General features: G+C 66.8%; 22 protein-coding genes. 16 read left to right on the forward strand and 6 right to left on the reverse strand.

Annotation, left to right across the window (positions count from 1 at the left end):
• Positions 1-80: 80 nt before the first annotated feature.
• Positions 81-1,052: a choloylglycine hydrolase gene (bsh, locus tag NQV15_RS08045; RefSeq protein ID WP_232399303.1), complete on the forward strand. Its 972-nt coding sequence runs from the start codon at positions 81-83 to the stop codon at positions 1,050-1,052.
• Positions 1,053-1,112: 60 nt separating this feature from the next.
• On the opposite strand, the gene NQV15_RS08050 is transcribed toward bsh, so the two are convergent.
• A complete protein-coding gene (locus NQV15_RS08050; protein WP_232399304.1) occupies positions 1,113-1,820 on the reverse strand; it encodes a DinB family protein in 708 nt (235 codons plus the stop codon).
• A gap of 190 nt (positions 1,821-2,010) precedes the next feature.
• On the opposite strand from NQV15_RS08050, the gene NQV15_RS08055 reads away from it, so the two are divergent.
• A complete protein-coding gene (locus NQV15_RS08055; RefSeq protein WP_257125109.1) occupies positions 2,011-4,305 on the forward strand; it encodes a glycoside hydrolase family 3 protein in 2,295 nt (764 codons plus the stop codon).
• Here NQV15_RS08055 and NQV15_RS08060 read toward each other — a convergent pair.
• Positions 4,302-4,910 (reverse strand): class I SAM-dependent methyltransferase, encoded by a 609-nt coding sequence (locus tag NQV15_RS08060; RefSeq protein WP_232399306.1) that lies wholly within the window; start codon positions 4,908-4,910, stop codon positions 4,302-4,304. The two genes, NQV15_RS08055 and NQV15_RS08060, sit on opposite strands and share 4 nt — an antisense overlap.
• 112 nt (positions 4,911-5,022) lie before the next feature.
• On the opposite strand from NQV15_RS08060, the gene NQV15_RS08065 reads away from it, so the two are divergent.
• Positions 5,023-5,796, forward strand: coding sequence for a hypothetical protein (locus NQV15_RS08065; protein ID WP_306459368.1), 774 nt, complete (start codon positions 5,023-5,025; stop codon positions 5,794-5,796).
• Between the two features lie 76 nt (positions 5,797-5,872).
• Here the strand turns inward: NQV15_RS08065 and NQV15_RS08070 are convergent, their stop codons facing one another.
• From NQV15_RS08070 to NQV15_RS08080, 3 genes are read right to left on the reverse strand one after another with little or no spacing between them, the layout of a single operon-like run.
• Positions 5,873-6,529, reverse strand: coding sequence for a response regulator (locus NQV15_RS08070; RefSeq protein WP_232399308.1), 657 nt, complete (start codon positions 6,527-6,529; stop codon positions 5,873-5,875).
• On the reverse strand, positions 6,526-7,668 hold the full coding sequence (locus NQV15_RS08075) for a sensor histidine kinase (protein ID WP_232399309.1): 1,143 nt from the start codon (positions 7,666-7,668) through the stop codon (positions 6,526-6,528). The genes NQV15_RS08070 and NQV15_RS08075 overlap by 4 nt, the downstream gene beginning before the upstream one ends.
• Entirely contained in the window at positions 7,665-8,057 is a 393-nt protein-coding gene (locus tag NQV15_RS08080) for a hypothetical protein (protein WP_232399310.1), read from the reverse strand. The genes NQV15_RS08075 and NQV15_RS08080 overlap by 4 nt, the downstream gene beginning before the upstream one ends.
• Positions 8,058-8,217: 160 nt before the next feature.
• Here NQV15_RS08080 and NQV15_RS08085 point away from each other — a divergent pair, with 160 nt between their 5' ends.
• The 13 genes from NQV15_RS08085 to NQV15_RS08145 all read left to right on the forward strand — a co-directional run bounded on the left by NQV15_RS08085 (position 8,218) and on the right by NQV15_RS08145 (position 24,494).
• On the forward strand, positions 8,218-9,180 hold the full coding sequence (locus tag NQV15_RS08085; RefSeq protein ID WP_232399311.1) for a LysR substrate-binding domain-containing protein: 963 nt from the start codon (positions 8,218-8,220) through the stop codon (positions 9,178-9,180).
• Positions 9,181-9,246: 66 nt separating this feature from the next.
• Entirely contained in the window at positions 9,247-10,398 is a 1,152-nt protein-coding gene (locus tag NQV15_RS08090) for a Glu/Leu/Phe/Val family dehydrogenase (RefSeq protein WP_232399312.1), read from the forward strand.
• A complete protein-coding gene (gene hglS / locus NQV15_RS08095) occupies positions 10,395-11,804 on the forward strand; it encodes a 2-oxoadipate dioxygenase/decarboxylase (protein ID WP_232399313.1) in 1,410 nt (469 codons plus the stop codon). The genes NQV15_RS08090 and hglS overlap by 4 nt, the downstream gene beginning before the upstream one ends.
• Before the next feature lie 89 nt (positions 11,805-11,893).
• The gene (locus tag NQV15_RS08100; protein WP_232399314.1) at positions 11,894-12,478 is read left to right on the forward strand and encodes a helix-turn-helix domain-containing protein; all 585 of its coding nucleotides are present in this window, start codon (positions 11,894-11,896) and stop codon (positions 12,476-12,478) included.
• A gap of 324 nt (positions 12,479-12,802) precedes the next feature.
• Complete coding sequence (locus NQV15_RS08105) at positions 12,803-13,783, forward strand: extracellular solute-binding protein (protein WP_232399315.1); 981 nt, start codon at positions 12,803-12,805, stop codon at positions 13,781-13,783.
• A 116-nt stretch (positions 13,784-13,899) separates the two neighbouring features.
• The gene (locus tag NQV15_RS08110; RefSeq protein WP_232399316.1) at positions 13,900-15,591 is read left to right on the forward strand and encodes an ABC transporter permease; all 1,692 of its coding nucleotides are present in this window, start codon (positions 13,900-13,902) and stop codon (positions 15,589-15,591) included.
• Entirely contained in the window at positions 15,578-16,666 is a 1,089-nt protein-coding gene (locus tag NQV15_RS08115; protein ID WP_232399317.1) for an ABC transporter ATP-binding protein, read from the forward strand. The genes NQV15_RS08110 and NQV15_RS08115 overlap by 14 nt, the downstream gene beginning before the upstream one ends.
• An 80-nt stretch (positions 16,667-16,746) precedes the next feature.
• Complete coding sequence (locus NQV15_RS18205; protein WP_404801329.1) at positions 16,747-17,838, forward strand: M20 family metallopeptidase; 1,092 nt, start codon at positions 16,747-16,749, stop codon at positions 17,836-17,838.
• Between the two features lie 82 nt (positions 17,839-17,920).
• Entirely contained in the window at positions 17,921-18,817 is an 897-nt protein-coding gene (gene pdxS, locus NQV15_RS08125) for a pyridoxal 5'-phosphate synthase lyase subunit PdxS (RefSeq protein ID WP_232399319.1), read from the forward strand.
• 122 nt (positions 18,818-18,939) lie between these two features.
• Positions 18,940-20,247, forward strand: coding sequence for an aspartate aminotransferase family protein (locus NQV15_RS08130; RefSeq protein ID WP_232399320.1), 1,308 nt, complete (start codon positions 18,940-18,942; stop codon positions 20,245-20,247).
• Complete coding sequence (locus tag NQV15_RS08135; protein WP_232399321.1) at positions 20,247-21,305, forward strand: aminotransferase class V-fold PLP-dependent enzyme; 1,059 nt, start codon at positions 20,247-20,249, stop codon at positions 21,303-21,305. The genes NQV15_RS08130 and NQV15_RS08135 overlap by 1 nt, the downstream gene beginning before the upstream one ends.
• Positions 21,302-22,924, forward strand: a complete 1,623-nt coding sequence (locus NQV15_RS08140; protein WP_232399322.1) for an N-acyl-D-amino-acid deacylase family protein — start codon at positions 21,302-21,304, stop codon at positions 22,922-22,924. Before NQV15_RS08135 ends, NQV15_RS08140 begins: the two co-directional genes overlap by 4 nt.
• A 28-nt stretch (positions 22,925-22,952) precedes the next feature.
• Positions 22,953-24,494: an AMP-binding protein gene (locus tag NQV15_RS08145; protein ID WP_232399323.1), complete on the forward strand. Its 1,542-nt coding sequence runs from the start codon at positions 22,953-22,955 to the stop codon at positions 24,492-24,494.
• 205 nt (positions 24,495-24,699) lie between these two features.
• Here NQV15_RS08145 and NQV15_RS08150 read toward each other — a convergent pair whose 3' ends face one another.
• Positions 24,700-24,981, reverse strand: a complete 282-nt coding sequence (locus NQV15_RS08150; protein ID WP_232399324.1) for a hypothetical protein — start codon at positions 24,979-24,981, stop codon at positions 24,700-24,702.
• Positions 24,982-24,989 lie beyond the last annotated feature (8 nt).

Consider the following 24,989-nt stretch of genomic DNA (forward strand, 5'->3'; position numbering starts at 1 on the left):
TCCTAGCGTTGACACCAGCCCGGCCGGACCCCGTCCCGGGCCGGATCAGTCGAGTCGGACACCACCGTGGAGGTCGCAGCGTGTGCACTGCAACGAACTATGTCGCCAAGGATCACTACTTCGGGCGCAATCTGGATCTGGAGTTCTCCTATCGCGAGTCGGTCACCATCACCCCGCGTAACTTCCCGCTCCCGTTCCGGACCGTGAGCGACCTGACGACCCACCACGCCTTCATCGGGATGACGACGGTGGCCGACGGCTACCCGCTCTACTACGACGCGACCAACGAGAAGGGTCTGAGCATGGCGGGGCTCAACTTTCCGGGCAACGCCGACTACAAGCCCGAGACGCCGGGCAAGAACAACATCACGCCGTTCGAGTTCATCCCGTGGATCCTCGGCCAGTTCGAGACCGTCTCCCAGGCCCGCGAGGCCCTGCAGGAGATGGTGCTGGTCGACATCCCGTTCAGCGCTGAGTTCCCGCTGTCACCGCTGCACTGGATCATCTCCGACCGTGAGGAGTCGGTGACGGTGGAGTCGGTCAAGGATGGGCTGCGGGTCTATGACAACCCGGTGGGTCTGCTGACCAACAACCCCACCTTCGACATCCAGCTGTTCAATCTCAACAACTACGCGAGCATGTCGACCGCGCAGCCGGAGAACCACTTCTCCAAGAAGCTGCAGCTCGACACGTACAGCAGGGGACTGGGTGCCGTCGGTCTGCCCGGCGACCTCTCCTCGATGTCCCGGTTCGTCAAGGCTGCGTTCACGGCGATGAACTCGATCTCGGGGGAGTCGGAGTCCGAGGCCATCAGCCAGTTCTTCCACATCCTCGGCTCCGTCGCGCAGCAGCGGGGCTGCGTGGAGGTCGGGGACAAGTACGAGATCACGATCTACTCGTCGTGCTGCAACACCGACAAGGGCATCTACTACTACACGACCTACGAGAACAGCCAGGTCACAGCAGTGGACATGCACAAGGTCGACCTCGACGGCGCCGACTTGTCCACCTATCCGCTGGTCACCGGGCAGCAGATCCTGGCGCAGAACTAAGGGGAGTCCAGGTCAGTCGGACACGTACTCCCCGTGGATGTCCGGTGCTGGCGCAGGCGCCTAGCTCATGCGGTCGAGGTCACGCGCGCAGAACCTGTGGTGCGCCCATTCCTCGTTGAGCACGGTGCCGAGGCACTGCCGCACCGTCCGACCCTCCGCGTAGGGGGGCCATCTGTCGTCGTCGGGAACCGGCGCGGTCCGGGCGAGCTGATCAGGCGTGACGTCGGCCAGCCATGCCTCGACCTGCGCACCTTGCCGGGCTCGAACGGCGAGCACCTCATCGAGGCTCGGCCGGGCCAGCGGGTCGAGCCCGCTGTCCGCGTGGTCCATGACGAGCGGGGGACCCAGTCCCATGGGGGTGAAGGGCTCAGTGCGGCCGAGCACGCAGCGTCGGAACCAGGAGTCGTGCACGAAGACCAGGTGACGCAGAGTCTCGACCATCGACCACTCACCGTCGACGCTGCGATGCTCGCTGTTCTCGGGCATGGACCGGACCCGCTCCGCGGTCGTCGCCCAGTCGTCGCTCAGCTGGCGCCACGCCTCTCGCAGATCGCCCGGCAGATCGGAGCGCATCCGCAGCCGTACCGGATGACGGCGGTCGAGCTCCGCCTCGACGTACGGCATCACCTCGACCCCGTTGACCACCAGGCTCGTGACCATGCCGTCGATCTCGGCGTCCCGCATCATCACGCCGACCATCCGCGCCCCACTCAGGTCGCATTCGCGAAACTCTGCGCCGGTGAGGTCTTCGTCGTCGAAGCGTCTCATGCAGACAGGCTAGGCCTCCACGCCTGCCACGAGCAACGGCGAGAACACGCCGCCGGGGACAACGACTCCTGGCCCAAAGACTTGGCTGCGAGGTGTGGCGTAGGTCACATTCAGGTGGTTTGATGCCAAGAACCCTCTGTGTTCACGCGCCGAACGTTGATGGCCGTGCCGCCTCCGGAGAAGGATCATGATGACAACGAAATCCAGCTCACTGACGCGGCGCGTCGCGGTGGTGGCGACCGGCGCGGTCTCCACGATTGCCATCGCTGCGGGTGCCGGGATCACCAGTCCCGCAACGGCCGCCGGACCCACCCAGCCCCCGATCAGTACTCGCGATGTTCCTGTCGTGACGGAGGACGGGCTGCAGTTCCGTGACTTGGATCGTGACGGCGACCTCACGCCCTACGAGGACTGGAGGCTGAGTCCAGCCGAGCGCGCTTCGGACCTGCTGGCCCGCATGAGCACAGAACAGAAGGCTGGCCTCCTGGTGCACGGCACGTTGGCCACGAGCGGACAGGCCTACAACACCGCCACCAACACCGACTACATCCAGACCCGCAACATCAGCACGTTCATCACGCGCCTGGCCCTCGCGCCAGCCGCGCTCGCCGAGCAGTCCAACGCCGTTCAGCAGATCGCTGAGAACACGCCGTGGGGAGTTCCGGTCACGATCTCTACCGATCCGCGCAACGGGTTCGCTGTCACGGAAGGGCAGACCGTGGCTCGAGTGGGAAATACTGCGTTCCCCGATGCCATCGGAATGGGCGCGGCCGGGGATCCAGCGCTGACTCGTTCGTACGGAGACATCATCCGTCAGGAGTACCGAGCGGTTGGCATCCACGAAGGGCTTTCTCCTCAGGCAGACCTCGCCACGGAACCCCGATGGACGCGCATCAACGGCACGTTCGGATCTGATCCGCAGCGCGTCAAGCAGCAGGTCAATGCGTACATCGTTGGCATGCAGGGAGGGTCGGACGGCGTCAACCCGGCCGGCACCGTCGCGACCGTCAAGCACTGGGTGGGCTACGGTGCGCAGGTCAACGGCTACGACAGTCACTACTTCTACGGTCGGTACGCCAGCTTCGACGGTGGCCAGTTCGCCCAGCACCTCATCCCGTTCGAAGGGGCGTTCGCCGCGAACGCTGGCGGAGTCATGCCGACCTATTCGATCTTGAAGGACCTGGTCTACAAGGGCCAGACCGTCGAGCAGGTCGGGGCAGGATTCAACTCGTTCTTGACCAAGGACCTTCTTCGCGGCGAGTACGGGTTCAAGGGCGTGACGGTCTCTGACTTCGGCATCGTTGGAAACTGCCCGCAGATCTGCCAGGACACCCGGCCTCCGGCAAGCTTCATAGGCCCGTGGGGTGTGGGAATGCCATGGGGGGTTGAAGACCTCACGGTGACCGAGCGCTACGGCAAGGCCATATCGGCCGGAGTCGACCAGATCGGTGGATCGGTCGAGCCGGCCCAAGTTGTCGCTGCTCACCAGGCTGGACTGATCTCCCGCTCGCGCCTCAACGAGGCCGCCCGCCGAGTGCTCATCCAGAAGTTCCAGCTCGGTCTGTTCGAGAATCCCTTCGTCGACCCAGCCCGCGCCGCAACGGTGGCCGGGAGCGCGAGCTTCAAGACGATCGGCGACGCCGCACAGGCCCGATCGCTGACGCTGCTCACCAACCAGAAGAAGACCCTTCCCGCCTCTACGACAACGGTCAAGAAGGTCTATCTCAGCGGTGTGGGTGCCCAGACTGCCCAGGCTCGCGGACTGACTGTGGTCTCGACACCGGCTGAAGCCGACCTCGCGATCGTCCGGCTGGCGGACCCCCGCGGCGGAAGCGACTTGACGGACCTCGACTTCAAGGGCAGTGAGGCCGACTACCAGGCGTTCGCTGCTGCTGCAGCATCCGGGACGCCGACTGTCGCTGTGCCGAAGCTGGACCGTCCGCTCGTGCTGAGCAACGTTGTCGATCGGGCGCAGGCCGTCCTGGCCAACTACGGCGTGACCGACGAGGTGCTCCTGCAGACCATCTTCGGCGAGCGCGAGCCCGGCGGGAAGCTGCCGTTCGAGCTTCCCTCGTCCATCGCAGACGTGAAGCTGCAGCTGGGTGACGTCCCCAACGACACACCCCGGCAGCTTTTCGCACCCGGATCGGGTCTGTCCTACCGGGCGAGCACTCCGGAACCTCCCACACCCACGACTCCTCACCCGCGATTCACCTTCCGTCACAAGCCGACCTTTCACGGCACAGCCAGGGTCGGTCGCAAGGTCACCATCCGTGGGGTGGCCAGAAGCTCCATCACTCCCACCCCGGCCAAGGTCGCCGTGCGTTGGTACGTCGGCGGCAAGAGGGTCAGCAGTGCATCCAAGACCTCCTTCGTTCCGCGGCGACGGCACGTTGGCAAACACATCAAGGTGAAGGTGACCATTTCGGGAAATGCGGCACGCACGATCACCTACACGATCAGAGGCCCCCGAGTGCGCCGCTAGAGCCACCGCTCAGCAGCTGTCTGGGCCATCACGACGAGCCAGCCGTCGTCCTCAGGGGAGTGCTCGGCCCACTCCGGAGCGAGCCCCGAGGCATGCAGCGCCTCGATGAACTCGTCCTCGGTCCGAGGCGCTCGATAGTAGGTCCTGCCGGAGTCACCGACCTCCCAGCCCGTGCCCGCGAATCGCGGAGTCGACACCAGGAACCGGCCCCCCGGACGCAGGGCACCTGCCACCTTGCTGAGCACCGTGGACAGGTCCTTCGGCTCGATGTGCTGCAGCACCCGCAGCGCGACGACCGCGTCGTACGGCCCGCCGAGGTCGTCGTCGATCACGTCGAGCCGATCGACGTCCTTGCCGCGCGCCCGCTGCAGGTCGATGAACGCTTGGGTGACGTCGGTGCGCCGAACAGTCAGACCGGCCTCCTCGAGCTCGTCCGCGTCCCAACCCGGGCCGGATCCGACATCCAGGACATGACCGGCCGGGACGGCTTCGGCCAAGCGTGTCAGCGGCTCGGTGAAGGCGCCGCCGCCGGATGTCTCCTCGGCGTAGGCGACGGCGATCTCCTCGTACGACTGAACCGTGCGGGCGTTCGGCGAGGGCTCCATGACGAGAGCCTAGGCACGTGTGGCCGTCATTCGCGATCACCGTCGTGGTGGCAGGCGCAGTCCAAGAGGCCATTTTTCCCAGCAGATATAGGATCCGTTGATGGAACTGTTCGTGCTCGTGCTGGTCATCGCGGCGCTGGGAGCCATCGTCGTGGTGGCGAGGCGCCGCCTCAAGGAACGCGAGCTGATCCGACGCGAGAACGAGATCGCGCCGGTGAGGAAGCTGGCCTTCGAGGACATCACTGCATTCGGCCAGGACCTGCAACAGCTCGACCTGGACATGATCGGCCATGAGCTCGACGCGGGCGCGAACGCCGACTACTTGCGAGCGCTCGACGCCTATGAAGCGGCGAAGCTCGCCGGCGACTCCATCACCCAGCCCGATGACATCCGGCACATCACCGAGATCGTCGAGGACGGCCGATATGCCATCGCGTGCGTACGCGCCAGAGTCGTGGGCGAACAGCTGCCGACCAGGCGGCCACCGTGCTTCTTCGACCCGCGCCACGGGCTCTCGGTGGCCGACGTTCCCTACGTGCCGCCGGACGGGGTCGAGCGAGACGTGCCGGCCTGCGCGCTGGATGCCGAGCGTGTCCGAGCCGGCGCGGATCCTGATGTCCGAAAGGTCATGGTCGGGGCGCAGCGGGTGCCCTACTGGCAGGGTGGCCGCGCGTACGAGCCCTATGCTGCGGGCTATTTCGGCGCCTTCGCCCCGATGACGTGGATGTTCATGGGAGGCATGATGTTCGGGGGCTTCGGCGGCGGCGATGACGGCGGTGGGGGCGATGGTGGCGGCGACGGTGGCGGCGACGGCGGCGGTGGCTTCTTCGACGGCGGCTTCGGCGGCGGTGGTGATGGTGGCGGCGGCTTCGATGGGGGCTTCTGAGCCAGGACCACCAAGACGGTGCAGGAGCTGATGCCGCCCGCGGTCTCAGAGAGCTGAGTTTGCCTGGACACCGGGTTCAGTCGCCCACCCGGCCGGTGTCGTAGGCCCACATCGCGACCTCGACCCTGTTGCGGGCGCCGATCTTGGCCAGCAGGCTGGCGACGTGGGTCTTGGCGGTGGTCAGGCCGATGAAGAGATCAGCGGCGATCTCGGCGTTCGTGCGGCCACGGGCGAGCAGCGCCAGCACCTCCTCTTCGCGGGCGGTGAGCGGCTCGATCGGTTGGGTACGTCGGCCCGACGGTTGCCTGGCGGCCAGGGTGGACAGCAACCGTCGGGTGATGTTCGGCGCGATCAGCGCATCGCCGGCGGCGGCCGCATGCACGGCCTGGACCAGCAGCTCCGGCCCGGCGTCCTTGAGCAGAAATCCTCGGGCGCCGGCCCGGAGGGCGCCGTGGACGTACTCGTCGAGGTCGAAGGTCGTGATCACCACCACCGCCATCGGGTCCGCGACGTCCCGCCCGGCGAGGAGCTCGGTCACCTCGATGCCGTCGAGCCCGGGCATCCGGATGTCGACCAGGCACACATCGGGGCGGAGCCGACGCGCCAGCTCGACCGCAGCGTGGCCGTCGGCTGCCTGGCCGACGACCTCGATGCCAGGCTGCGCGGCAAGGATCATGGAGAGGCCGGTACGCACCAGATCCTGGTCGTCGGCCACCAGCACGCGCACCGTCATCGGCGCACCTTCGTCGGCAGCTCGGCGTCGACCGTCCACCCGCCGCCGGCCGCCGGGCCGGCACGCAGAGTGCCGCCGAGCAGCTCCACCCGCTCGGTCATCCCCAGCAGCCCGAAGCCGTGCCTCGCGGGCCGCGCCGGGTCGATCTGCCCGTCGTCGGTCACCCGTAGTCGCAGCCGTCCGGCGCCCTCGACGACCCGGATCTCCACCCGCGTGGCGTCGTGGGCGTGCCGCAGTGCGTTGGTCAGCGCCTCTTGGGCCAGCCGATAGACGGCCGCGTCGACGTGGAGCGGAAGCTCGTCCAGGTCGTCTGGCAGCGCCACGTCGACGACCGGGACCGAATCGCGGCGGGCCAGGGACGCCAGGTCGGCGACACCGGGCTGGGGGGCGTACTCCGCCGACGCTCCGTCGCGCAGCACCCGGACCATCGCGCGCATCTCCGCGAGAGTCCGCGACGCTTCACCCTCGATGACCGCCAGCGCCTCGAGCCCTGCTTCGGGTCGCTGGCCGGCCATCGCCTGGCCCGCCTGCGCCTGAACAGCGATCGCCGAGACGTGGTGCGCGACCATGTCGTGCAGCTCGCGCGCGAGGCCGACCCGCTCCTGGCTGCGGATCTGGTCCAACGCCCGGCGCCAGCTCTCGGCGCGATAGCGGAACGCCGCGCCGCCCGCGGCGGCCGCCGCCAGGACGGCGAACCCACCAAAGACGTCGCCCGGCCCGGTGGCGTCGGCGACCGTACCGATGACCGCGGCGACCAGCACCATCGACAGCCCGATCACGATCTCGCGCCCTGAGCCCCAGCGGACCAGCGCGTAGACGAACACCAGGACGAAGATCATCGTGTTGAGGCCCAGGCTGGGCGCCCCGCCCACCAGGCTCGCCAGCCCCAACACCAGTGCAGTGCCGAAGGCCACCACGACACAGGCCAATGGGTGGCTGCGCCGCCACAGCAGGACCGGCGCGAGCCCGACCGTCACGATCGTCACGAACGGCCGCCCGGCGACGTCGTCCCGCAGGACTCCTTCGAGCAGCGCCGTCACCAGCACCACGGCGACCAGCACCCAGTCGCGCGGCGCCCGTGCCGGAGCGTCCGCGGCCCGGGGCTCAGCCCACAGCGAGCGCAGGGCGGTGGAGATCACACCCCCAAAGTAGGGGCCGCCAGGGCGTGGGGGACCGGCCGAAAGGACGAGATCTCGCAGCCGTTGACGCCAATATCGCTGTCACTGTCGAAGCCGATGTCCTGGCGGGTGCTGCGTCGGGGTTCGCCGAGTCCACCGACGGGCGCTGGGCCGTCCCCGCGCCCTGGCCCGCCGATGTGATCGCCACCGGAAGCCCGTTCTGGCACCGCATCGTCAGCGACGACGTCCTGGCCCACGAATACCTCGGGAGATTCGCCCCGACACTCTGACCCCGGACCGAAGGCGAGCTCAAGCCCAAACCACGGCGTGGGGGAGCGAATGATCACCGAGGTGGTGTCCGGCGGGTCGGCGGCCTGCAGCAGTGCCTTCAGATAATTGACGCGCATCATCAGGTCGAAGGGCGAGTACTACGCTGCTCAAGATTCAGCCCTGCCGGTCCCGCCGGATAGGTGGTCGGATACAAACTGACGTCAAACCGATTCACATGGGCATTTCCGGCGCGCGACCTCGGCTGGAATGCGGAGTTCTGCTTGCGGAAAGGGATACCAAGTGCTCAACCCCACCCATCTGCAGACACTGCGCATGGTGGTCGCTGAAGGCTCGTTCGCGGGAGCTGCGCGCACGCTCGGCTACACGGCGTCAGCGGTTTCTCAGCAGATCGCCACGTTGGAGGAAGAGGTCGGGTTCCCGCTCTTCGACCGCCGTGCCCGGGCTACCGTCGCGACGCCGGAAGCGCTGATGCTTGCCGACGAATCGGCGGAAGTCCTCGGCATGCTCGAGGATCTTGGCAGTCTGGTTGGCGACATCGCCCATGGGCGTCGGTCTCACGTGGTGATCGGCAGCTTTCCCTCCGCGAGCGAGCACCTCCTGCCCCGGGCGCTGACTGCGCTGCGCCGATCGGGGAGGGTTGCCGTCGAGCTGCACGAGGATGAGCCGCAGCGGTTGCTGCCAAGCCTGGTTGATCGCCAGCTCGACCTCGTGCTGGCATATGAATACGATCTGGTTCCGCTCAGGTGGCCTGGCGGAATGCTGCGCGACACGTTGCTGAGCGAGGAGCTCGTCTTGGTGGCGCCGGCGAGTCGCACGTCGTTGGGAGAGCGCCCACGGCTCGCGGACCTGGCCGACGAGGTGTGGATGTGCACAGCGCTCGACAGTGACGGATCAGTCTGTTTGGAGCGGGCCTGTGCCGCGGCGGGTTTCGTCCCGAACGTCGCCTTCCGATCAAACGACTATGACGTCGTGCATCGGTTGGTGGGTGCGGGCCACGGGGTTGCCCTCGTGCCCGGGATGGCGGTGCGCCCCGCACCCGACATCCGGGTGCTCCGTCCTGAAGGCCTCGACCTGTTCCGCCACGTGAGCGTCCTTCGTCGCGGCGGCGCGGCTAAACCCGCACTGTCGGCGATGGATGCCGCTCTGCGCGACAGCGCGCACGCCCTAGCGGCGGAAGCGGACTGGTTGACCGGGCCAAGCACCAGAGATGCTGATGCTTGGTTAAGAGATTCGCGGGATTGACTAACTGTTGAAACGCTCCGTCGGCTGAAAGGCTGGCCGCATGAAGTTTTGTGGCGGTGAGTTCCAGTGACCGATGTTTTCGCACTTATGGACCAGTGGGGGCCGGAGAAGGTGGTCTGCGTGCATGACCGCAAGACCGGCATGAAGGGCGTGCTGGTGATCGACAACACCTCGCGCGGCATGGGCAAGGGCGGGACCCGGATGGGGCCGAACCTCGATGTGACGGAGGTGGCCCGGCTTGCTCGCACCATGACGTGGAAGTGGGCCGCTTGTGATCTCTTCCACGGCGGAGCCAAGGCCGGCATCCAAGGCGATCCCAACGGCCCCGGCAAGGAGCGCATCCTGCGCGCTTTCGCACGTGCCCTGAGTAACGAGGTTCCCACCGAGTACGTGTTCGGACTCGACATGGGCCTCTCCGAACGTGACGCAGCGATCTTCGCCGACGAGCTTGGAGATCGGGGCGCTGCGGTCGGTCTGCCCCGCGAACTGGGCGGCCTGCCGTACGACGAGCTCGGGGTGACTGGCTTCGGTGTCGCTGAAGCCACCGACGCCGCGGCGCAGAACATTGGCCTGGACCTCGCGGGAGCGACGGTCTCGATTCAGGGATTCGGTGCTGTGGGACAGGCGGCTGCGGAACGTCTGATCGAGCTTGGCGCGGTCGTGATCGCGGTCTCGACGTCCGAGGGAGCCGTGGTCGACTACGACGGTCTCGACGTCGCTCGACTCGTGCGCCTGCGTGCTGCGCACGGCGATCGCAGCGTCCTGGAGTACGGCGGCGCCGTCGACGCGCGCGCGGCGTTGGAGGCGAAGTCCGACATCCTGATCCCCGCTGCCCGCGAGGATGCCGTTGGCGAGGACGTGGCCCGCTCAACCACGGCACGCCTGGTGGTCGAGGGCGCCAACATGCCGACCACCCCTGAGGCCAAGAACGTCTTGCGAGAGCGTGGTATTGCCATCGTTCCGGACTTCATCGCTAATGCCGGCGGCATCATCGCCGCCGCCCACTCGATGGATATGCGCCGTTCGCCGTTCGTCGTCGACCCCGAGGCGGTGTTCGGCATGATCACCGACAAGATGCGCTCCAACACCACCACCGTGCTGACCGAGAGTGCCCGGCGCGCACTGCCGTCGCACGACACTGCCCGTCTGATCGCCCAAGAGCGCGTCGCTGAGGCGATGCGTCTGAGGGGCGTCCATGCCTGGGAGGAGACCCAGTGACCATCGTTGACACCACCGAGCTCCGCGTGCGCTTCGCGGCGACCCTGAGCGACCTGTACGGCCGGGAGGTCCCGGCCTACCAGACCCTCGTCGAGGTCTCCGCGGAGGTCAACCAGCGGTACCTGGAGAAGAACGGCGCCGATGCGCAGCGACTCGGCTCTCTCGCCCGGGTAACGGCCGAGCGCCACGGCGCCATCCGCGTCGGCTCGCCGAATGAGCTGCGCCAGGCAGCCGTGGTGTTCGAGGCGTTCGGCATGTACCCGGTCGGCTTCTACGACCTGCGGGACGCCGCGCCCCGACCGATTCCGGTGGTCTCCACCGCGTTCCGTCCCGTGGACGCGGCCGAGCTGGCGGCGAATCCTTTCCGGGTGTTCACTTCGATGCTCGTGCCGGAGGACCGTCGCTTCTTCGACGCCAACCTCGAGGCCCGGCTCCAGGCGTTCATTGGCGCGCGGACTCTGTTCTCGGTGGAGCTGCTCGAGCTGGCCGAGATCGCAATCGCGGACGGTGGGCTCCCGGTGCCCGAGGCTGATCGCCTGTTGGAACTCGCAACGGCAGCGTTCGCGCTCTCGACGGAGCCCATCGACGAGGCCTGGTACCGCGAGCTCGACGCGATCTCGGCGGTCGCCGCTGACATCGGCGGCGTGGCCTCTACGCACATCAACCACCTCACCCCCCGCGTCCTGGACATCGATGATCTCTACGAGTCGATGCAGGCTCGGGGGATCGAGATGATTGACGACATCCAAGGTCCACCGGACTGGGACGGCCCCGACGTCTTGCTGCGCCAGACATCATTCCGCGCCCTGGCCGAGCCGCGCCTGTTCCGCCGTGCTGACGGGACAGTTGGCGAGGGTGACCTGCGCGTGCGCTTCGGCGAGGTGGAGGCGCGAGGCGTCGCGCTGACGAGCGCCGGTCGCGACCTCTACGACGAACTGCTCGCCGAGGTCGACCGTCGCCGGACCGTTGACCCGGTGCGGGCTCGTCGTGAGGTCGCGCGAGAGGTGTGGGCCGAGCGGATGCCGCATACCGAGCGGGAGCTCGAGAAACGCAACTTGGCGTTCTTCACCTACTCGGTCGCGGCCGACGCCCCAAGGGGTGGGGACCTGCCGTCCGACCTGACGGCGTTGATCGACGGCGGCTGGGTCGTCGCCGAGCCAATCGTGTACGAGGACTTCCTCCCGCGCTCGGCCGCAGGAATTTTCGCCTCGAACTTGACCGCTGCCGGCACGGTCAACGAGGAGAGTGACGGGACACCGCGGGACATGGAGTGGCTGGAGATGGCGATCGGCAAGCCGATCCTTCTCCCGGAGGAGGTCTACGAGGCCCAGCGCCAGGCTTCGCTGACCGTCGTCGCCGAAGGGCTCGGCCTTGACGGGATCGATGCCCAGCATTTGAAAGAGTGACGCGGTCCCGCTGACAACGTGTCCAGTGGGGATTTACACTAAGCGGACCCCTGGTAGCCGCCCGGGGTCCGCTTTGACCAGGAGTGAACGTGTCGCGGATTCTCGAAGAGCCGATGGACCCACTGGATGAAATCGGCACTCGGATCAGAGCTGCCCGGGTCGCGGCCAAGCTCTCGCTGCGGGAGGTCGGGCGCCGTGCCGACGTCACAGCCAGCTTCCTCAGCCAGGTCGAGCGGAACCTGGTTCAGCCGTCGATTCTCAGTCTGCGTCGGATTTGTGACGTGCTCGGCATGTCGATGCTCGATGCGCTCGGTCCGGGCGAGCTCCGAACCGATGGCGGTGTCGTCGTCACGCGCGCTGACCAGCGCGCCCAGATGATTCCGCCGACCCGTGACGTGGCAGTCGACATGTTGGTGTCGACGCCCGGTAGACCGTTCGAGCTGCTGTGGGTCAAGCTCGCTCCAGGTATGTCCACCGCGCCCGACCTGGTCGCTCACCACGCAAAGGAAGCGATGGTCGTGATCTCCGGTCACGCTCGGTTCGAGTCCGAGTCGCACTCGACTGATCTAGGTCCCGGAGACACCGTGTATCTCAACGCTGATTATGGGCACCGCATGGTCAATGTCGGAAGCGAAGAACTCGTGTTCATCGACTTCGTCGTTGGCGATGTGTGACGTCAGCGCAACAGTTCACCTGGAGTTAACAATTCTGTGTTCGGTATCCATTGACGCGGTGTTCAGTCCTCGTTAACGTATGACCCGCGCGAACGTGATCTACGTCGCGTGCGCAGGGTGCATCGGCGCCCTGCGGGTCTCCTGACCTCATGGTCACGACGCGTTAAGGAACTCGACGTGCATCACACCCCTCGAAAGGGCGTTCGCCGTGTGCGACGTCTTTCCGCCGCGGTAGCTGCGGTATCCATGCTCGTTTTGTCTGCCTGTGGTGCTGGCGACAGCGCGGATGCTGCCAAGCCGGCGGAGATCGACACCGTTCTGGAGATGCCTGATCTGAAGGGTCAGACCATCACGATCAACACCTATGGCGGTTCGATGGCCGAGGCCTTCGACGAGTATGTCGTCAAGCCCTTCGAGTCCGCGACGGGTGCCAAGGTCAAGCTGGTCACGACCTGCTGCACCAACTTCCAGTCCACGGTGGAGAAGGACCAGTACGCCGGCGACATCGTCTTGGGCAACGACTACGGTCCCATGGCCGAGTGGTCCAAGGCAGGGCTGCTGAAGTCCGACGACCGCCTGACCCAGATCGCCACGGCGCGCGGAATCGAGAAGGGCTACTTCCAGGACGACCTTCTGGCGGTGGACTTCTACGCCTACGTCCTGGCGTGGAACTCCAAGCGTGTGTCCAACCCGCCGGCCACTTGGGCCGACTTCTTCGACACCGGGAAGTTCGAGGGCAAACGCGGTGTGTTCACGCAGCCCGGTGCCATGTATGAGGCTGCGCTGCTCGCCGAGGGCGTCGCCCGTGACGAGATGTACCCTCTCGACGAGGACAAAGCCCTCGCAGCCTTCCGCAAGCTGAAGCAAGCCGGGAAGCTCGCTACGTGGACCGACGGCGCCGACCTGACGAACAAGCTGGGCACCGGCGAGTTCGACTATGCGATCGGTTTCAGCAACCGCCTCATGCAAGCCAAGGACAGCGGTGTTCCGGTCGACTTCACCTTCGACGGTGCGATCCGGGTCGCCAGTGCTGCGGCGATTCCTGTCAACGCCCGGAACGTCGATGGTGCCGTGGCGTTCCTCGACTTCTACATGCAGCCTGAAATCCAGGCCCAGTACGCCCAGCCGAGTGCATTCGCTCCGGCGTACTCCTCGGCCAACGAGCTCCTCGACCCCGAGGTGGCTGCCCAGCTGGTCACCGCCGAGGAGAACATCACGAAGTCCGTCAAGTACGACGACCCGTACTGGTCGGCGAACTTCGAGGCTCACCTGAAGAACTACACCGCGTTCCTCAACGGCAACTGAATCGCGCCGTAGGACGAGCCAGAGAGGCCCCCGTGACCACTAACACAGCAACACCAAATGTGCTCGACGAACGATCCAGGCCCAGAGCCTCGACCCTCGGACGCAGGGCGTTCGTCGTGCTCTTCACTGTGGTGGCTCTCGGGGGCCTCCTGGTCCCCATTGTCAGCGTCCTGCTGGAGAGCCGGTCGACGCCGACCTTTCAGGCGTACGCCGACGAGCTGACGTCACCGGTCTTCCTTGAGGCCCTCGCGCGCAGCCTCATCTACTCGGTGGTCGTCACTCTGGTGACGCTCGCCATCGGATTTCCCGCGGCATACATGCTCACGCTGTGCAGTCGCAGAGTTTTCATCGCGCTGCTGATCACCTTCGCGGTGCCGCAGGTCACCTCGCTGCTGGTCCGGACGTACTCCTGGATCGCGGTACTCGGAGTTGACGGCCCTGTGGTGAAGGCTCTGAACTCCGTGGGCTTCAACACTCAGAGCCTGGTCGGCACCGATGCGGGTGTCGTGATCGTGCTCGTCCATTTCTACCTCCCCTACGTGATCCTGACGAGTTACGCGTCGATGCGCACCATCCGCCCCGAGCAGGTCAAGGCTGCGCATTCGCTGGGCGCCGGACGGATCGAGGCATTCTGGTCCGTCTATGCCCCGCAGGCTCTGCCCGGCGTCATCGCCGGCGGCCTGTTCGTCTTCGTCATCACGGCAGCGATGTTCGGTATCCCGTCGCTGATCGGCGGAGTCGGTCACTCCACCGTGTCGGTGCTGGTCGTGCAGCAGACGGTCACGGGCTTCGCGACCGACCCGGCCGCCCCGGCTGCGCAGGCCGTGATCCTTGCCATGGTGGTGCTCCCGATCGTCGCGCTGGGTGTCAAGCTCGTCGGAATCCAGAAGTTCGTCGGACTCGGCGGTGGCACGGCGATCGGCGCCGACCCAAAGAGCCGTCCGCTGCGCGTTACCCCCGTCCGCGCCGTACTGGCTCGTCTGCCCAAGGCGCTGCCGAACTGGCACCTGACGGTGGTCGTGCTGACCGGTCTGGCCCTCGTGCTGACCCTGCTGCCCTTCGTGTATCTCTTCTGGATCTCGTTCCAGCCGCTGCCGCTGCTGCAGGTCCCGACCGAGGAGTTCTCGACGGTCTGGTACGAGCGCGTCCTCTCGGACAGCGGCTGGCTCGAGGTCGCGGTCTCCAGCCTGCAAATCGCCGCGCTCGGCACCCTCCTGGCTGTCCTGCTCGGCTGGTTCCTAGCCGCTCGAACGGTTAACGCGAGCCCTCGACAGGCCGGACTGTTGATGGGCTTGGCGACGCTGCCACTGGTGATACCCGCGATCACGATCGGACAGGGCTACTTCGGTGTCTTCGCCGACCTTGACCTGCTGGGGAACTGGTGGGCGATTGCGTTCGTCCATGCCGTCGTGATCCTGCCGTACGTATACATCAACGTCTTGAGCGGCATGAGTTCATACGACCGGCGTTATGACAATGCCGCCGCCAGTCTCGGCGCATCGCGCATGAGGACCTTGTGGAAGGTCCGCCTCCCGATTCTGCAGCAGTTCGTGGTCACAGGCGCCTTCCTGGCATTCCTCGTCTCGTTCGACGAGTTCACTGTGACTCGGTTCCTGACGGGCATCTCGTTCGAGACGCTCCCGGTCAAGTTCTACAGCGCGGCCGCCCAGAACCTCAGTCCGGAGCTCGCGGCCGTCGGCTCGCTGGTGGTCGGCTCGATGCTCGCCCTGATGGCTGTCTATGGCCTGTTCCTCCTGCGCACCCGCGCGAAGTCCTCCAAGCTCAAGGAGTCTCATGACCTCCACTGAAATCACCGCCAGCCCTATCGCTCTGCGCGGCCTGGCGAAGCACTACGGTGCAACGCGCGCGCTCGATGACGTCTCGCTGGATATCCCAGCCGGCTCCTTCACCGCGATCCTCGGCCCCAGTGGGTCGGGCAAGACGACCCTGCTGAACGCTCTGGGCGGGTTCACGACACTCGACGCCGGTGCGATCGAGGTCTCCGGTGTTGACATGGCTGGTGTCGAGCCCAGCAAGCGCGGCTTCGGGTACGTGTTCCAGCAGTACGCGCTGTTCCCGCACATGACGATCGCAGAGAACATTGCGTTCCCGCTCGTCAGCCGGAAAGTGGACCGTGCGCAGATCAAGGAGCGCGTCACCCGGATGCTTGAGATGGTCGAGCTGTCCCACGTGGCGGACCGCGACGCCAGTCAACTCAGCGGCGGACAGCAGCAGCGCATCGCCCTTGCGCGCGCCCTGGTCTACGAGCCGGCCGTGATCCTGCTCGACGAGCCGCTTGCGGCGCTGGACCGTCGCCTACGGGAGTCGCTGCGCGCTGAGCTGCGCCAGGTGCACGACCGTGTCGGCAGCACGTTCATCCTGGTCACGCACGACCAGGAGGAGGCCATGTCCATGGCCGATCGCATCGTCGTGATGCGCAACGGCAAGGTCGAACAGGTTGGCACCCCGGCAGAGGTCTACGACACGCCGGTCTCGGAGTTCGTCGCGACGTTCCTGGGCGACTGCAACCTGATGCGCGGCACGGTCGACTCTGCCGGTGGCCTGGTCACCGAAGACGGACTGCTGATCGCTCGCGCCACGGGCTTGCCCGGTGGAACTGACGGCGTCGCGGCGATCCGCCCGGAAGGTCTGCGACTGGTACGAGCTGAGCCCGAGGCTGCCGAGTCGGTCGTCAAGGCCACGGTCGAGTCGCAGCAGTTCATGGGTCGCGAGGTGCTCATCGCGTGCTCGAGCCCGGTTGGACGGCTGCTCGCGCGGGTTCCGCGCTCGCGCATCAACGCCCACGCCGAGGAGGAGACCCGGCCGGGATGTGTCGTGCAACTGGGCTGGACGGTCGACTCAGTCCACGTCATCGAATCCTGATCGAACTGCCAACTGTAGAGGGAATGCCACACATGAACCCTGTTATTGATACCGACGAGCTGATGGACCTTGCGAAGGGCATGATCGCCATCCCGAGCGTGTCCGGCGACGAGGAAAATCTCGCCAAATGGCTGATCGGCTGGTGCTCCGAGCGCGGCATCGCCGCCGAGCTCCAATACGCGGCCGAAGGACGACCGAACGTGATCGCCCGCGTCCCCGGCCAAACGCCTGGCGCGAAGTCGGTGCTGCTCAACGGGCACATCGACATGACCGAGCCGCTGGAGATCTACGAGGGCGACCCCTACGAGCCTGTCGTGACCGCGACCGAGTTGCGTGGCGGTGCGATTTCGAACATGAAGGCGGCCGTCGCGGGCATGTTCGCGACGCTGGCTGCGGCTCAGCGCGTCGGCGGACTCGAGGGTGACCTGATCATGACGGCCGTGGTCGGCGAGTGCGACGAGCTCGGGCTGGGCACCAAGGCGGCTCTGGCTTCCGGAATCTCCGCGGACGCGGCGATCAACGGTGAGCCGACAGGCATGACGTTGCAGCTCTTCCACTCTGGAGTGTTCCAGTTCGAGGCGACGTTCAAGGGGCACCCCGCCCACCAGATGGAGCGCGACCAGGGTGTCGACGCCATTCGGCTGGCCACTCGCGCGCTGGAGGCGCTTCACGAGGACAACCTCACGTTCGAGCCTCACCAGTACCTCGGTGGCCCGCAGTTGCTGATCGGCATGATCTCGGGAGGCTTCATGCCGCAGATCACGGCTCCGAGCTGCTCGATCCGTGGCGACATCCGTCAGGTGCCCGGCATGACCAAGGACTCGATCGTTGCCGACATCAAGCGGATGATCGAGTCGGTCGTGCCCGCGGCCGCCTACGAGCTGCAGGTCCATGTGCACTCGGACCCGTTCTCGATGAGCCCCGACGCGGGCATCTGCCAGAGCGTCCTTGCGGCCCACCGATCGATCACCGGCCAGGACGCGGTCATCCCGACCGAGCGTTGGCTCGGCGCGACGGACTGCTCGCACTTGCAGGCGGCCGGCATCCCGACGGCTCTCTACGGCCCGGCGGTCTTCCAGATGAACGACGTCTATGACCTTGTCCCCATCTCGGAGCTCAACGACGCGGCGAGGGTCTACTTGGAGGCCGCCCGTCACTTCATGTCGGCCTAGCCACGGCCACCCATCCCGGTGCGGCCCAACGCCGCAGGCCGCACCGGGGGATTACTTCGCGGCAACGACGGACTGAGGATGAATGAACGACCAGACCCCGACCACTGGAACGTCGCGCGTCAAGCGCGGGATGGCCGAGATGCTGAAGGGCGGCGTCATCATGGACGTCGTCGATGCTGAGCAGGCCAAGATCGCCGAGGACGCCGGCGCTGTGGCCGTGATGGCGCTGGAGCGTGTTCCGGCTGACATCCGCGCGCAGGGCGGCGTCGCTCGTGCCAGCGACCCGGACCTGATCGACGGCATCATTGAGGCCGTCTCGATCCCGGTCATGGCCAAGGCCCGTATCGGTCACTTCGCCGAGGCGCAGATTCTGCAGAGTCTGGGCGTGGACTTCATCGACGAGTCCGAGGTCCTGACGCCGGCCGACTACGCGAACCACATCGACAAGTGGGCGTTCAACGTGCCGTTCGTGTGTGGTGCGACAAACCTCGGTGAGGCACTGCGTCGTATCACTGAGGGTGCTGCGTTCATCCGCTCCAAGGGCGAGGCCGGCACGGGCGACGTGTCGAACGCGGTGACGCACATCCGCAAGATCACCGGTGAGATCCGCAAGCTGCAGCCGATGCGTGAGGACGAGCTGTACGTCGCGGCCAAGGAGCTGCAGGCGCCGTTCGAGCTGGTCAAGGAGATCGCGGAGACGGGCAAGTTGCCGGTGACGTTGTTCACCGCCGGTGGTATCGCGACGCCGGCCGACGCCGCGCTGGTGATGCAGCTGGGCTCGGAAGGTGTGTTCGTGGGGTCGGGCATCTTCAAGTCCGGCAACCCGGCGCAGCGTGCCGAGGCGATCGTGAAGGCCACGACGTTCTACGACGACCCCGATGTCGTTGCCAGGGCGTCGCGTGGTCTGGGTGACGCGATGGTGGGCATCAACGTCGCCGACCTGCCGGAGCACCACCGCCTGGAGGAGCGCGGCTGGTGAAGCCGGCGCCAGCCGTTAACCCCAGGTGAACGGCGTGAAGTTCCCCCGCACAAACATGTATTAATACTGTACAGACGTGTAGTCTGGATTAACACACGCACTTATCTGAAGGAGACATCGACGTGGCTACGTCAACCTCGTACCAGCTGCCGCCCAGGTCTGCGGCGCAGACCGCCCTCGTGGACAAGGCGCGGGACCTGATCCCTGGCGGGACCGTCAACGCGATCACCCCGGTCAAGGGCACCGAGTTTGTCGTGTCCCGCGGCGAGGGCCCGTACCTGTACGACGTCGACGGCCGCCGTTACCTCGACTTCCTGATCGGCGGCGGTCCGCTGATCCTCGGACACGCCCACCCCCGCATGGTCGAAGCTCTGACCGAGTCGGTCCGCAAGGGCACGCACCACATGGAGCTCACCGATCGCACGATCGCGCTCGCCGAGCGCCTGGTGAAGTACGTGCCGTCTGCCGAGGCCGTGCGCTTCAGCAGCACAGGCAGCGAGGCCACCTTCCACGCGCTGCGCCTGGCGCGCGCCGTGACGGGCCGCTCCGCCATCATCAAGTTCGACGGTGCGTACCACGGTCACCACGACCTGGCGACGTGGAGCTACGAGGACGCGCCGCTCGACGCGCCGATCCAGTACGCCGGCTCCGCGGGCATCCAGCCCGGCGTCGCGGAGGACATCATCGTGCTGCCCTACAACGACGCCACCGCAGTCGAGGAGTACCTGGGGGCCAACCCCGGCAAGGTCGCCGCGCTCATCGTGGAGCCCTACCAGCGCGCGCTGACGCCCGTCCCGGGCTTCCTGGCAGCGCTGCGCGAGTCGTGCGACCGCCACGGCGTCGTGCTGATCTTCGACGAGGTCGTCACCGGCATCCGTACCGCGCCGGGTGGCGCCCAGGAGCTCGAGGGAGTGACCCCCGACCTGACCGCGCTCGGCAAGGCCATTTCCGGTGGCCTGCCGCTGTCGGCGATCGTTGGAAAGAAGGAGCTCATGAAGCACTTCGACCACCACAGCGACCCGACGCAGTTCGCATTCCACTGCGGCACATTCAACGGCAACTTGCACGCCGTCGAGGCCGCGCACACGACGCTCGACGTTGTGATCGAGGAGAAGGGCTACCAGCGTCTTGCCGAGCTTGGCGAGTACACACGCGCCATGCTCGCTCGCGTCTACGCCGACGCGGGCATCACAGCCCAGGTCACTGGTCGTGGCCCGCTTTTCCACGCCTACTTCACCGACAAGCCCGTGCTCAACGCCAACGACGTGCGTTCGTCGAACCTGGTCTTCAACCGCGACCTGCACCTGAAGCTCCGCGAGGCGGGCATCTACAAGTCGTTCCCCAAGGGTTACCTGTCGATCGCACACGACGAGTCGCACGTCGACGCGTACGGCGAGGCGATCTCCTGGGCAGTGGGTCAGCTGGCCTGATGTTCAACTACGCGACCGGCCCGGTCGAGATGACCGAGGCCGAGGTGCACGCGCTGGGCTCCGGACCGCCGAACAGCCACATGGCCGACGGCCAGGCGCTGATCGCCGACACGCTCCGGACGCTGCGCCAGGTGCTGCGGGTCCCCGACGAGTTCGACCTGTTCATGATGCCGGGGAGCATCCGCCAGGCGCTCGACGTCGTCATGTCCGTCGCGGCCGAGCCCACGGGCGAGGTCGTGGCGCTCTCGACCGGCTACTGGGGCGAGTTCATCGCTGACCTGCTGCGCAACCACGTGGGTGCGCAGCGGGTCACGAGCGTGACGTCGCTGGAAGGCGTCGGCGCGGAGTCCGTCGCCCTCGTCACCGCGGTGCACATGGAGACCGAGACCGGACAGATGCAGCCGCTCGGCGAGCTGGCACGGTTCCGTTCCGCTGGAGCGCGCACGCTGGTGGACGCCGCCTGCACGCTGCCGACGCACGACCTGGACTACGACCTGGCCGACATCATCGTGCTGGGCAGCCACAAGTGCCTGGGCGGACCGGCCGGACTAGGCATCGTGCTGGTGCGTAAGGACATGCCGCTGATCGGTGACTGGACCGTCGAGGCCTACCGCGCCGACGGCGTAGCTCGTGCGGCCGGGCATTCGCTGCCCACCCCGCTGGTGACCTACCCGATCCAGGTCGTCGCCGCGTTGCGCTCGGCGATCGACCGACTGCTCGATCCCGAGGCGGCGCAGCGCCGCTTCGCCGCGGCGCGGCACCTGCGCGACGAGCTGAGCCGCCGCGGCTTCGCGGTGTGGGCCACCGAGGCTGCTTCCAGCACGGTCACGCGAGTCGACCTCGCTGCCGAGATAGACGTCGACGCCTTCCGCAGCTCGCTGGCTGCGCAGGGCTACTTCGTGATCGGCAACGTCGGCGCATCCAGCGGCGGATCGATCCGCATCGGCACGATGTCCGACCCACAGGTGGACAAGGGCAACCTCGACCGTCTCCTCGACGCGCTCGAGCAGGCGCGCGCAGCAACCTCACCCCTCGACACAGAAGGAGCCTCGACATGACACATGTCCATGACCTGGTATTCCGCAACGTCCGGCTCGTCGACGGCACCGGCAGCGCTCCGCGGAACGCCGACGTGGCGGTCGACGGCGACCGCATTGCCGCGATCGGCGAGCCCTCGACCCTCAAGGGGCGTTCCGAGATCGACGGGACGGGTCGCGTCTTGTCGCCCGGCTTCATCGACATCCACTCGCACGCCGACTTCGGCCTCCTGCTCGACGGCCGCGCTCACAGCGCCGTCACGCAGGGCGTCACCACGATAGTGCCCGGCAACTGCGGCCACGGCGTCGCGCCGTTCACCGGTGGCAAGGGGGTGAGCCAGACCGACATGGCGTTTGGCCTGCGTCCGAAGTGGACGCAGGATCTCGACGACTTCACGAGCTTCGGCGGCTATCTGTCCCAGATGGCGTCCCGGGGCGTCGGCCCTAACGTCCTACCGATGATCCCGCACGGCGTCCTCCGCGCCTCGGTCGCGGGCTTCGAGGAGCGCGAGCTCTCGGCGAGCGAGCTGGCCACCATGGTCTCCATGGCCGACGAGGCCATGGACGCCGGCGCCATTGGCATCTCGTCGGGGCTGGAGTACACGCCCGGCATCGCCGCCACACGTGAGGAGCTGGCTGCCGTCGCAATGCCGGTGGGCGCCCGCGGCGGCTTCTACGCCACGCACTGCCGTAACCGGTCCGAGCGGATCGTGGAGGCGGCCGAGGAGGCTGTCTACATCACCCAGGCGTCGGGCTGCCGTCTGGAGATGTCGCACTTCGTGCGCCGCCCCACCGGTCCGGGCCGCGACCTGGCCATGAAGGCGATGGACGTCATCCGCAAGTCAGACGCGGCAGGCACCCGCTCGCGCTTCGACGTGTTCCCCCTGGAGTACGGCCCGTCGCCTGTTGCGATGTTCGTGCCGCAGAAGTTCCGCCGTGAGGCCGGCACCGCGTTCGGCGAGCGCCTGTCCGACCCAACGTTCGTGAACCGCATCATCGGCGACCTCGACCCGCGGTTCGTGGCGATGCTGGAGCAGGGCATCGCGGAGGACATGTACATCAGCGACGACGCCAACACCGGCGAGTACGTCGGGTGGACCCTCGGCCAACTGGCCAAGGCGAAGAAGACGAATGTCGCCTCCGCGGCCATCCTGCTGATGGCCGAGGCCGGACCGAACTACTACGACGTCGTCATCAACGAGCGCTGGCTCGACTGGAACGACCTCGTCGCCGCGATGCAGGACCCGGACTTCATCATCATGGGTGACGGCGGCGTAGCGAACCTCGACGGCCCGCTGGCCGGCAAGGGGTTCGCACTGGCCGACTGGGGCTACGCAACCCGAGCGCTCGGACAGTTCGTCCGCGACCTCGGGGCGCTGGAGCTGTCCGACGCCATCCGCCGGATGACCTTCGAGCCCGCCGCGCAGCTCGGTCTGTCCGACCGCGGCACGGTCGCGGAGGGTTCGTACGCCGACCTGGTCCTCTTCGATCTGGAGACGGTCGGCAGCGACGTTCGCCCGGAGAAGGTCACGGTCGTGTCGACCGGCATCGAGCAGGTGCTGGTCAACGGTGTGTTCGTCGTCAGGGACGGTGATGTGACAAACACCCGGCCCGGTCGCGTCGGCCGCCACAACATCTAAAGTCCGCTCTGTTTACGGAGATTTGCACATGCTCTTCCCACTGACCGTCAACGACTTTCTCGACCGCGCGCTCGCGGTCTATCCCGATCGCATCGCGATCGTGGACGAGCCGGACCAGCCTGCGGAGTCGTGGGGCGAGATCACCTACGCCGAGCTGGGTCGCCGTGCCCGCAGCCAGGCCGCGACCCTCGACGAGCTCGGAGTGCCGGTGGGTGGGCGCGTCGCGATCGTGTCGCACAACGCCGCACGCCTGCTGACGTCGTTCTACGGCGTCTCGGGCTGGGGTCGCGTGCTCGTGCCGGTCAACTTCCGCCTGAGCGTCCCGGAGATCCAGTACATCGTGGAGCACTCCGGTGCCGAGGTGCTGATGGTGGACCCCGATCTTCGCCACCTGATCGACGAGGTCCAGTGCAAGCACCGCTTCGTGCTTGGCGAGGACGACGACCGCATCTGGGGCTCTGCGGCCCAGCCGAAGCCGTGGGATGCCGATCAGGTCGAGAAGGAGAACGCCTCGGCGACGATCAACTACACGTCGGGCACCACGGCGCGCCCCAAGGGCGTCGAGCTGACGCACCGCAACTGCTGGATCAATGCCGCAGTGTTCGGATGGCAGGCCACCGTGACCGATCGCGACGTGTACCTGCACACGCTGCCGATGTTCCATGTCAACGGCTGGGGTCAGCCACTCACCGCTACCGCGGTGGGCGCCAAGCACGTCATCATCCGCAAGATCGACGGTGGCGAGATCCTGCGTCGTATCGAGGAACACGGCGTCACGTATCTGTGCGCCGCGCCAGCCGTCGTGACCTCGGTCCTCGACGCCGCGAAGGACTGGGAAGGCGAGATCCCGGGCCGTGACCGCGTGCGAATCATCGTCGCGGGCGCACCGCCGCCCACCAGCACGATCGAGAAGGTCCGCTCCGACCTGGGCTGGGAGTTCATCCAGATCTACGGCCTGACCGAGACCGCTCCGCTGTTGACCATGAGCCGCATGCGCGAGGAGTGGGAGGACCTCCCGTCCATCGAGCAGGCGCGTCTGCTGGGTCGCGCGGGCGCTCCGGCCGTCGGCGTGCGAATCATGGTCGATGACACCGGCGAGATCTTGGCACAGACGAACACCGCACTGAAGTCGTACTGGGAAAACCCCGAGGCGACCGCCGAGGCGCAGGCCGGCAACTGGTTCCATACCGGTGACGGCGGCACGTTCGAGGATGGTTACGTCACGATCGCCGATCGCAAGAAGGACGTCATCATCACCGGCGGCGAGAACGTCACGTCGATCGAGGTCGAGGATGCACTGATGTCGCACTCGGCGGTGCGCGAGGCGGCCGTGATTGGCATCCCCGACGAGAAGTGGGGCGAGATGGTCACCGCACTGATCGTGCTCGAGCCCGGCGAGCAGGCCACGGCCGAGGAGATCATTGCGCACTGCCGGGCGAACCTAGCGGGCTACAAGTGTCCCAAGCGCATCGAGTTTCGTGAAGAGCTCGCGCGGACCGCGACCGGCAAGCTGCAGAAGTTCAAACTGCGTCAGGAGTTCTGGGCCGACCGCGGCCGCCAGATCAACTGAGTCCTCGCCAGGCCGACCCCGGAGCTTCGCCGCCTCATCGCCGGGGTGAGCGCAAGCGGTGCAGGCCCTCCTGCATCGTGGTCGCGACCAGTTGGCCCGACTGGTCGAAGAAGGAGCTGGCAGGGCGGGGCAGCGATGTTTCGTGGACTACTTGGCCCGAAGCCGTGGCTCGCCGGTGGGGCCGGGTCGATCTGTCCGTCTTCGGTCACGCGTAGGTGCAGGCCGCCCCGCGCCCTTGACGGCCCGGATCTCCACGCGCGAGGCGTTGCGGGGCCGCCGAGGCGTGGGGGACCGACCGAAAGGACGAGATCTCGCTCGTCCCGACGGCCGAGGCGGGTCCGGCCTCGACGCCGATGTGGCCGGGACGGCGGTCCGCGAGCGTGGAGTCACCGGCGAAGAGGCCGGACCCACCGAGCAAGGAGAAGACCATGTCACGGTTGCTGTACCGCTGGGGACGCTGGTCGGCCACCAGGCCGTGGACCGCCATCGGAGCGT

Source organism: Aeromicrobium wangtongii (genome assembly GCF_024584515.1).
GTDB lineage: Bacteria > Actinomycetota > Actinomycetes > Propionibacteriales > Nocardioidaceae > Aeromicrobium > Aeromicrobium wangtongii.

Coding starts and splice junctions, on each gene's coding strand:
- NQV15_RS08050 (WP_232399304.1), bottom strand. CDS start 1,820: ATGAGACGCTTCGACGACGAAGACCTCACCGGCGCAGAGTTTCGCGAA.
- NQV15_RS08055 (WP_257125109.1), top strand. CDS start 2,011: ATGACAACGAAATCCAGCTCACTGACGCGGCGCGTCGCGGTGGTGGCG.
- NQV15_RS08060 (WP_232399306.1), bottom strand. CDS start 4,910: ATGGAGCCCTCGCCGAACGCCCGCACGGTTCAGTCGTACGAGGAGATC.
- NQV15_RS08070 (WP_232399308.1), bottom strand. CDS start 6,529: ATGACGGTGCGCGTGCTGGTGGCCGACGACCAGGATCTGGTGCGTACC.
- NQV15_RS08080 (WP_232399310.1), bottom strand. CDS start 8,057: ATGATGCGCGTCAATTATCTGAAGGCACTGCTGCAGGCCGCCGACCCG.
- NQV15_RS08105 (WP_232399315.1), top strand. CDS start 12,803: ATGCCTGATCTGAAGGGTCAGACCATCACGATCAACACCTATGGCGGT.
- NQV15_RS08115 (WP_232399317.1), top strand. CDS start 15,578: ATGACCTCCACTGAAATCACCGCCAGCCCTATCGCTCTGCGCGGCCTG.
- NQV15_RS18205 (WP_404801329.1), top strand. CDS start 16,747: ATGATCGCCATCCCGAGCGTGTCCGGCGACGAGGAAAATCTCGCCAAA.
- pdxS (WP_232399319.1), top strand. CDS start 17,921: ATGAACGACCAGACCCCGACCACTGGAACGTCGCGCGTCAAGCGCGGG.
- NQV15_RS08135 (WP_232399321.1), top strand. CDS start 20,247: ATGTTCAACTACGCGACCGGCCCGGTCGAGATGACCGAGGCCGAGGTG.
- NQV15_RS08140 (WP_232399322.1), top strand. CDS start 21,302: ATGACACATGTCCATGACCTGGTATTCCGCAACGTCCGGCTCGTCGAC.
- NQV15_RS08145 (WP_232399323.1), top strand. CDS start 22,953: ATGCTCTTCCCACTGACCGTCAACGACTTTCTCGACCGCGCGCTCGCG.
- NQV15_RS08150 (WP_232399324.1), bottom strand. CDS start 24,981: ATGGCGGTCCACGGCCTGGTGGCCGACCAGCGTCCCCAGCGGTACAGC.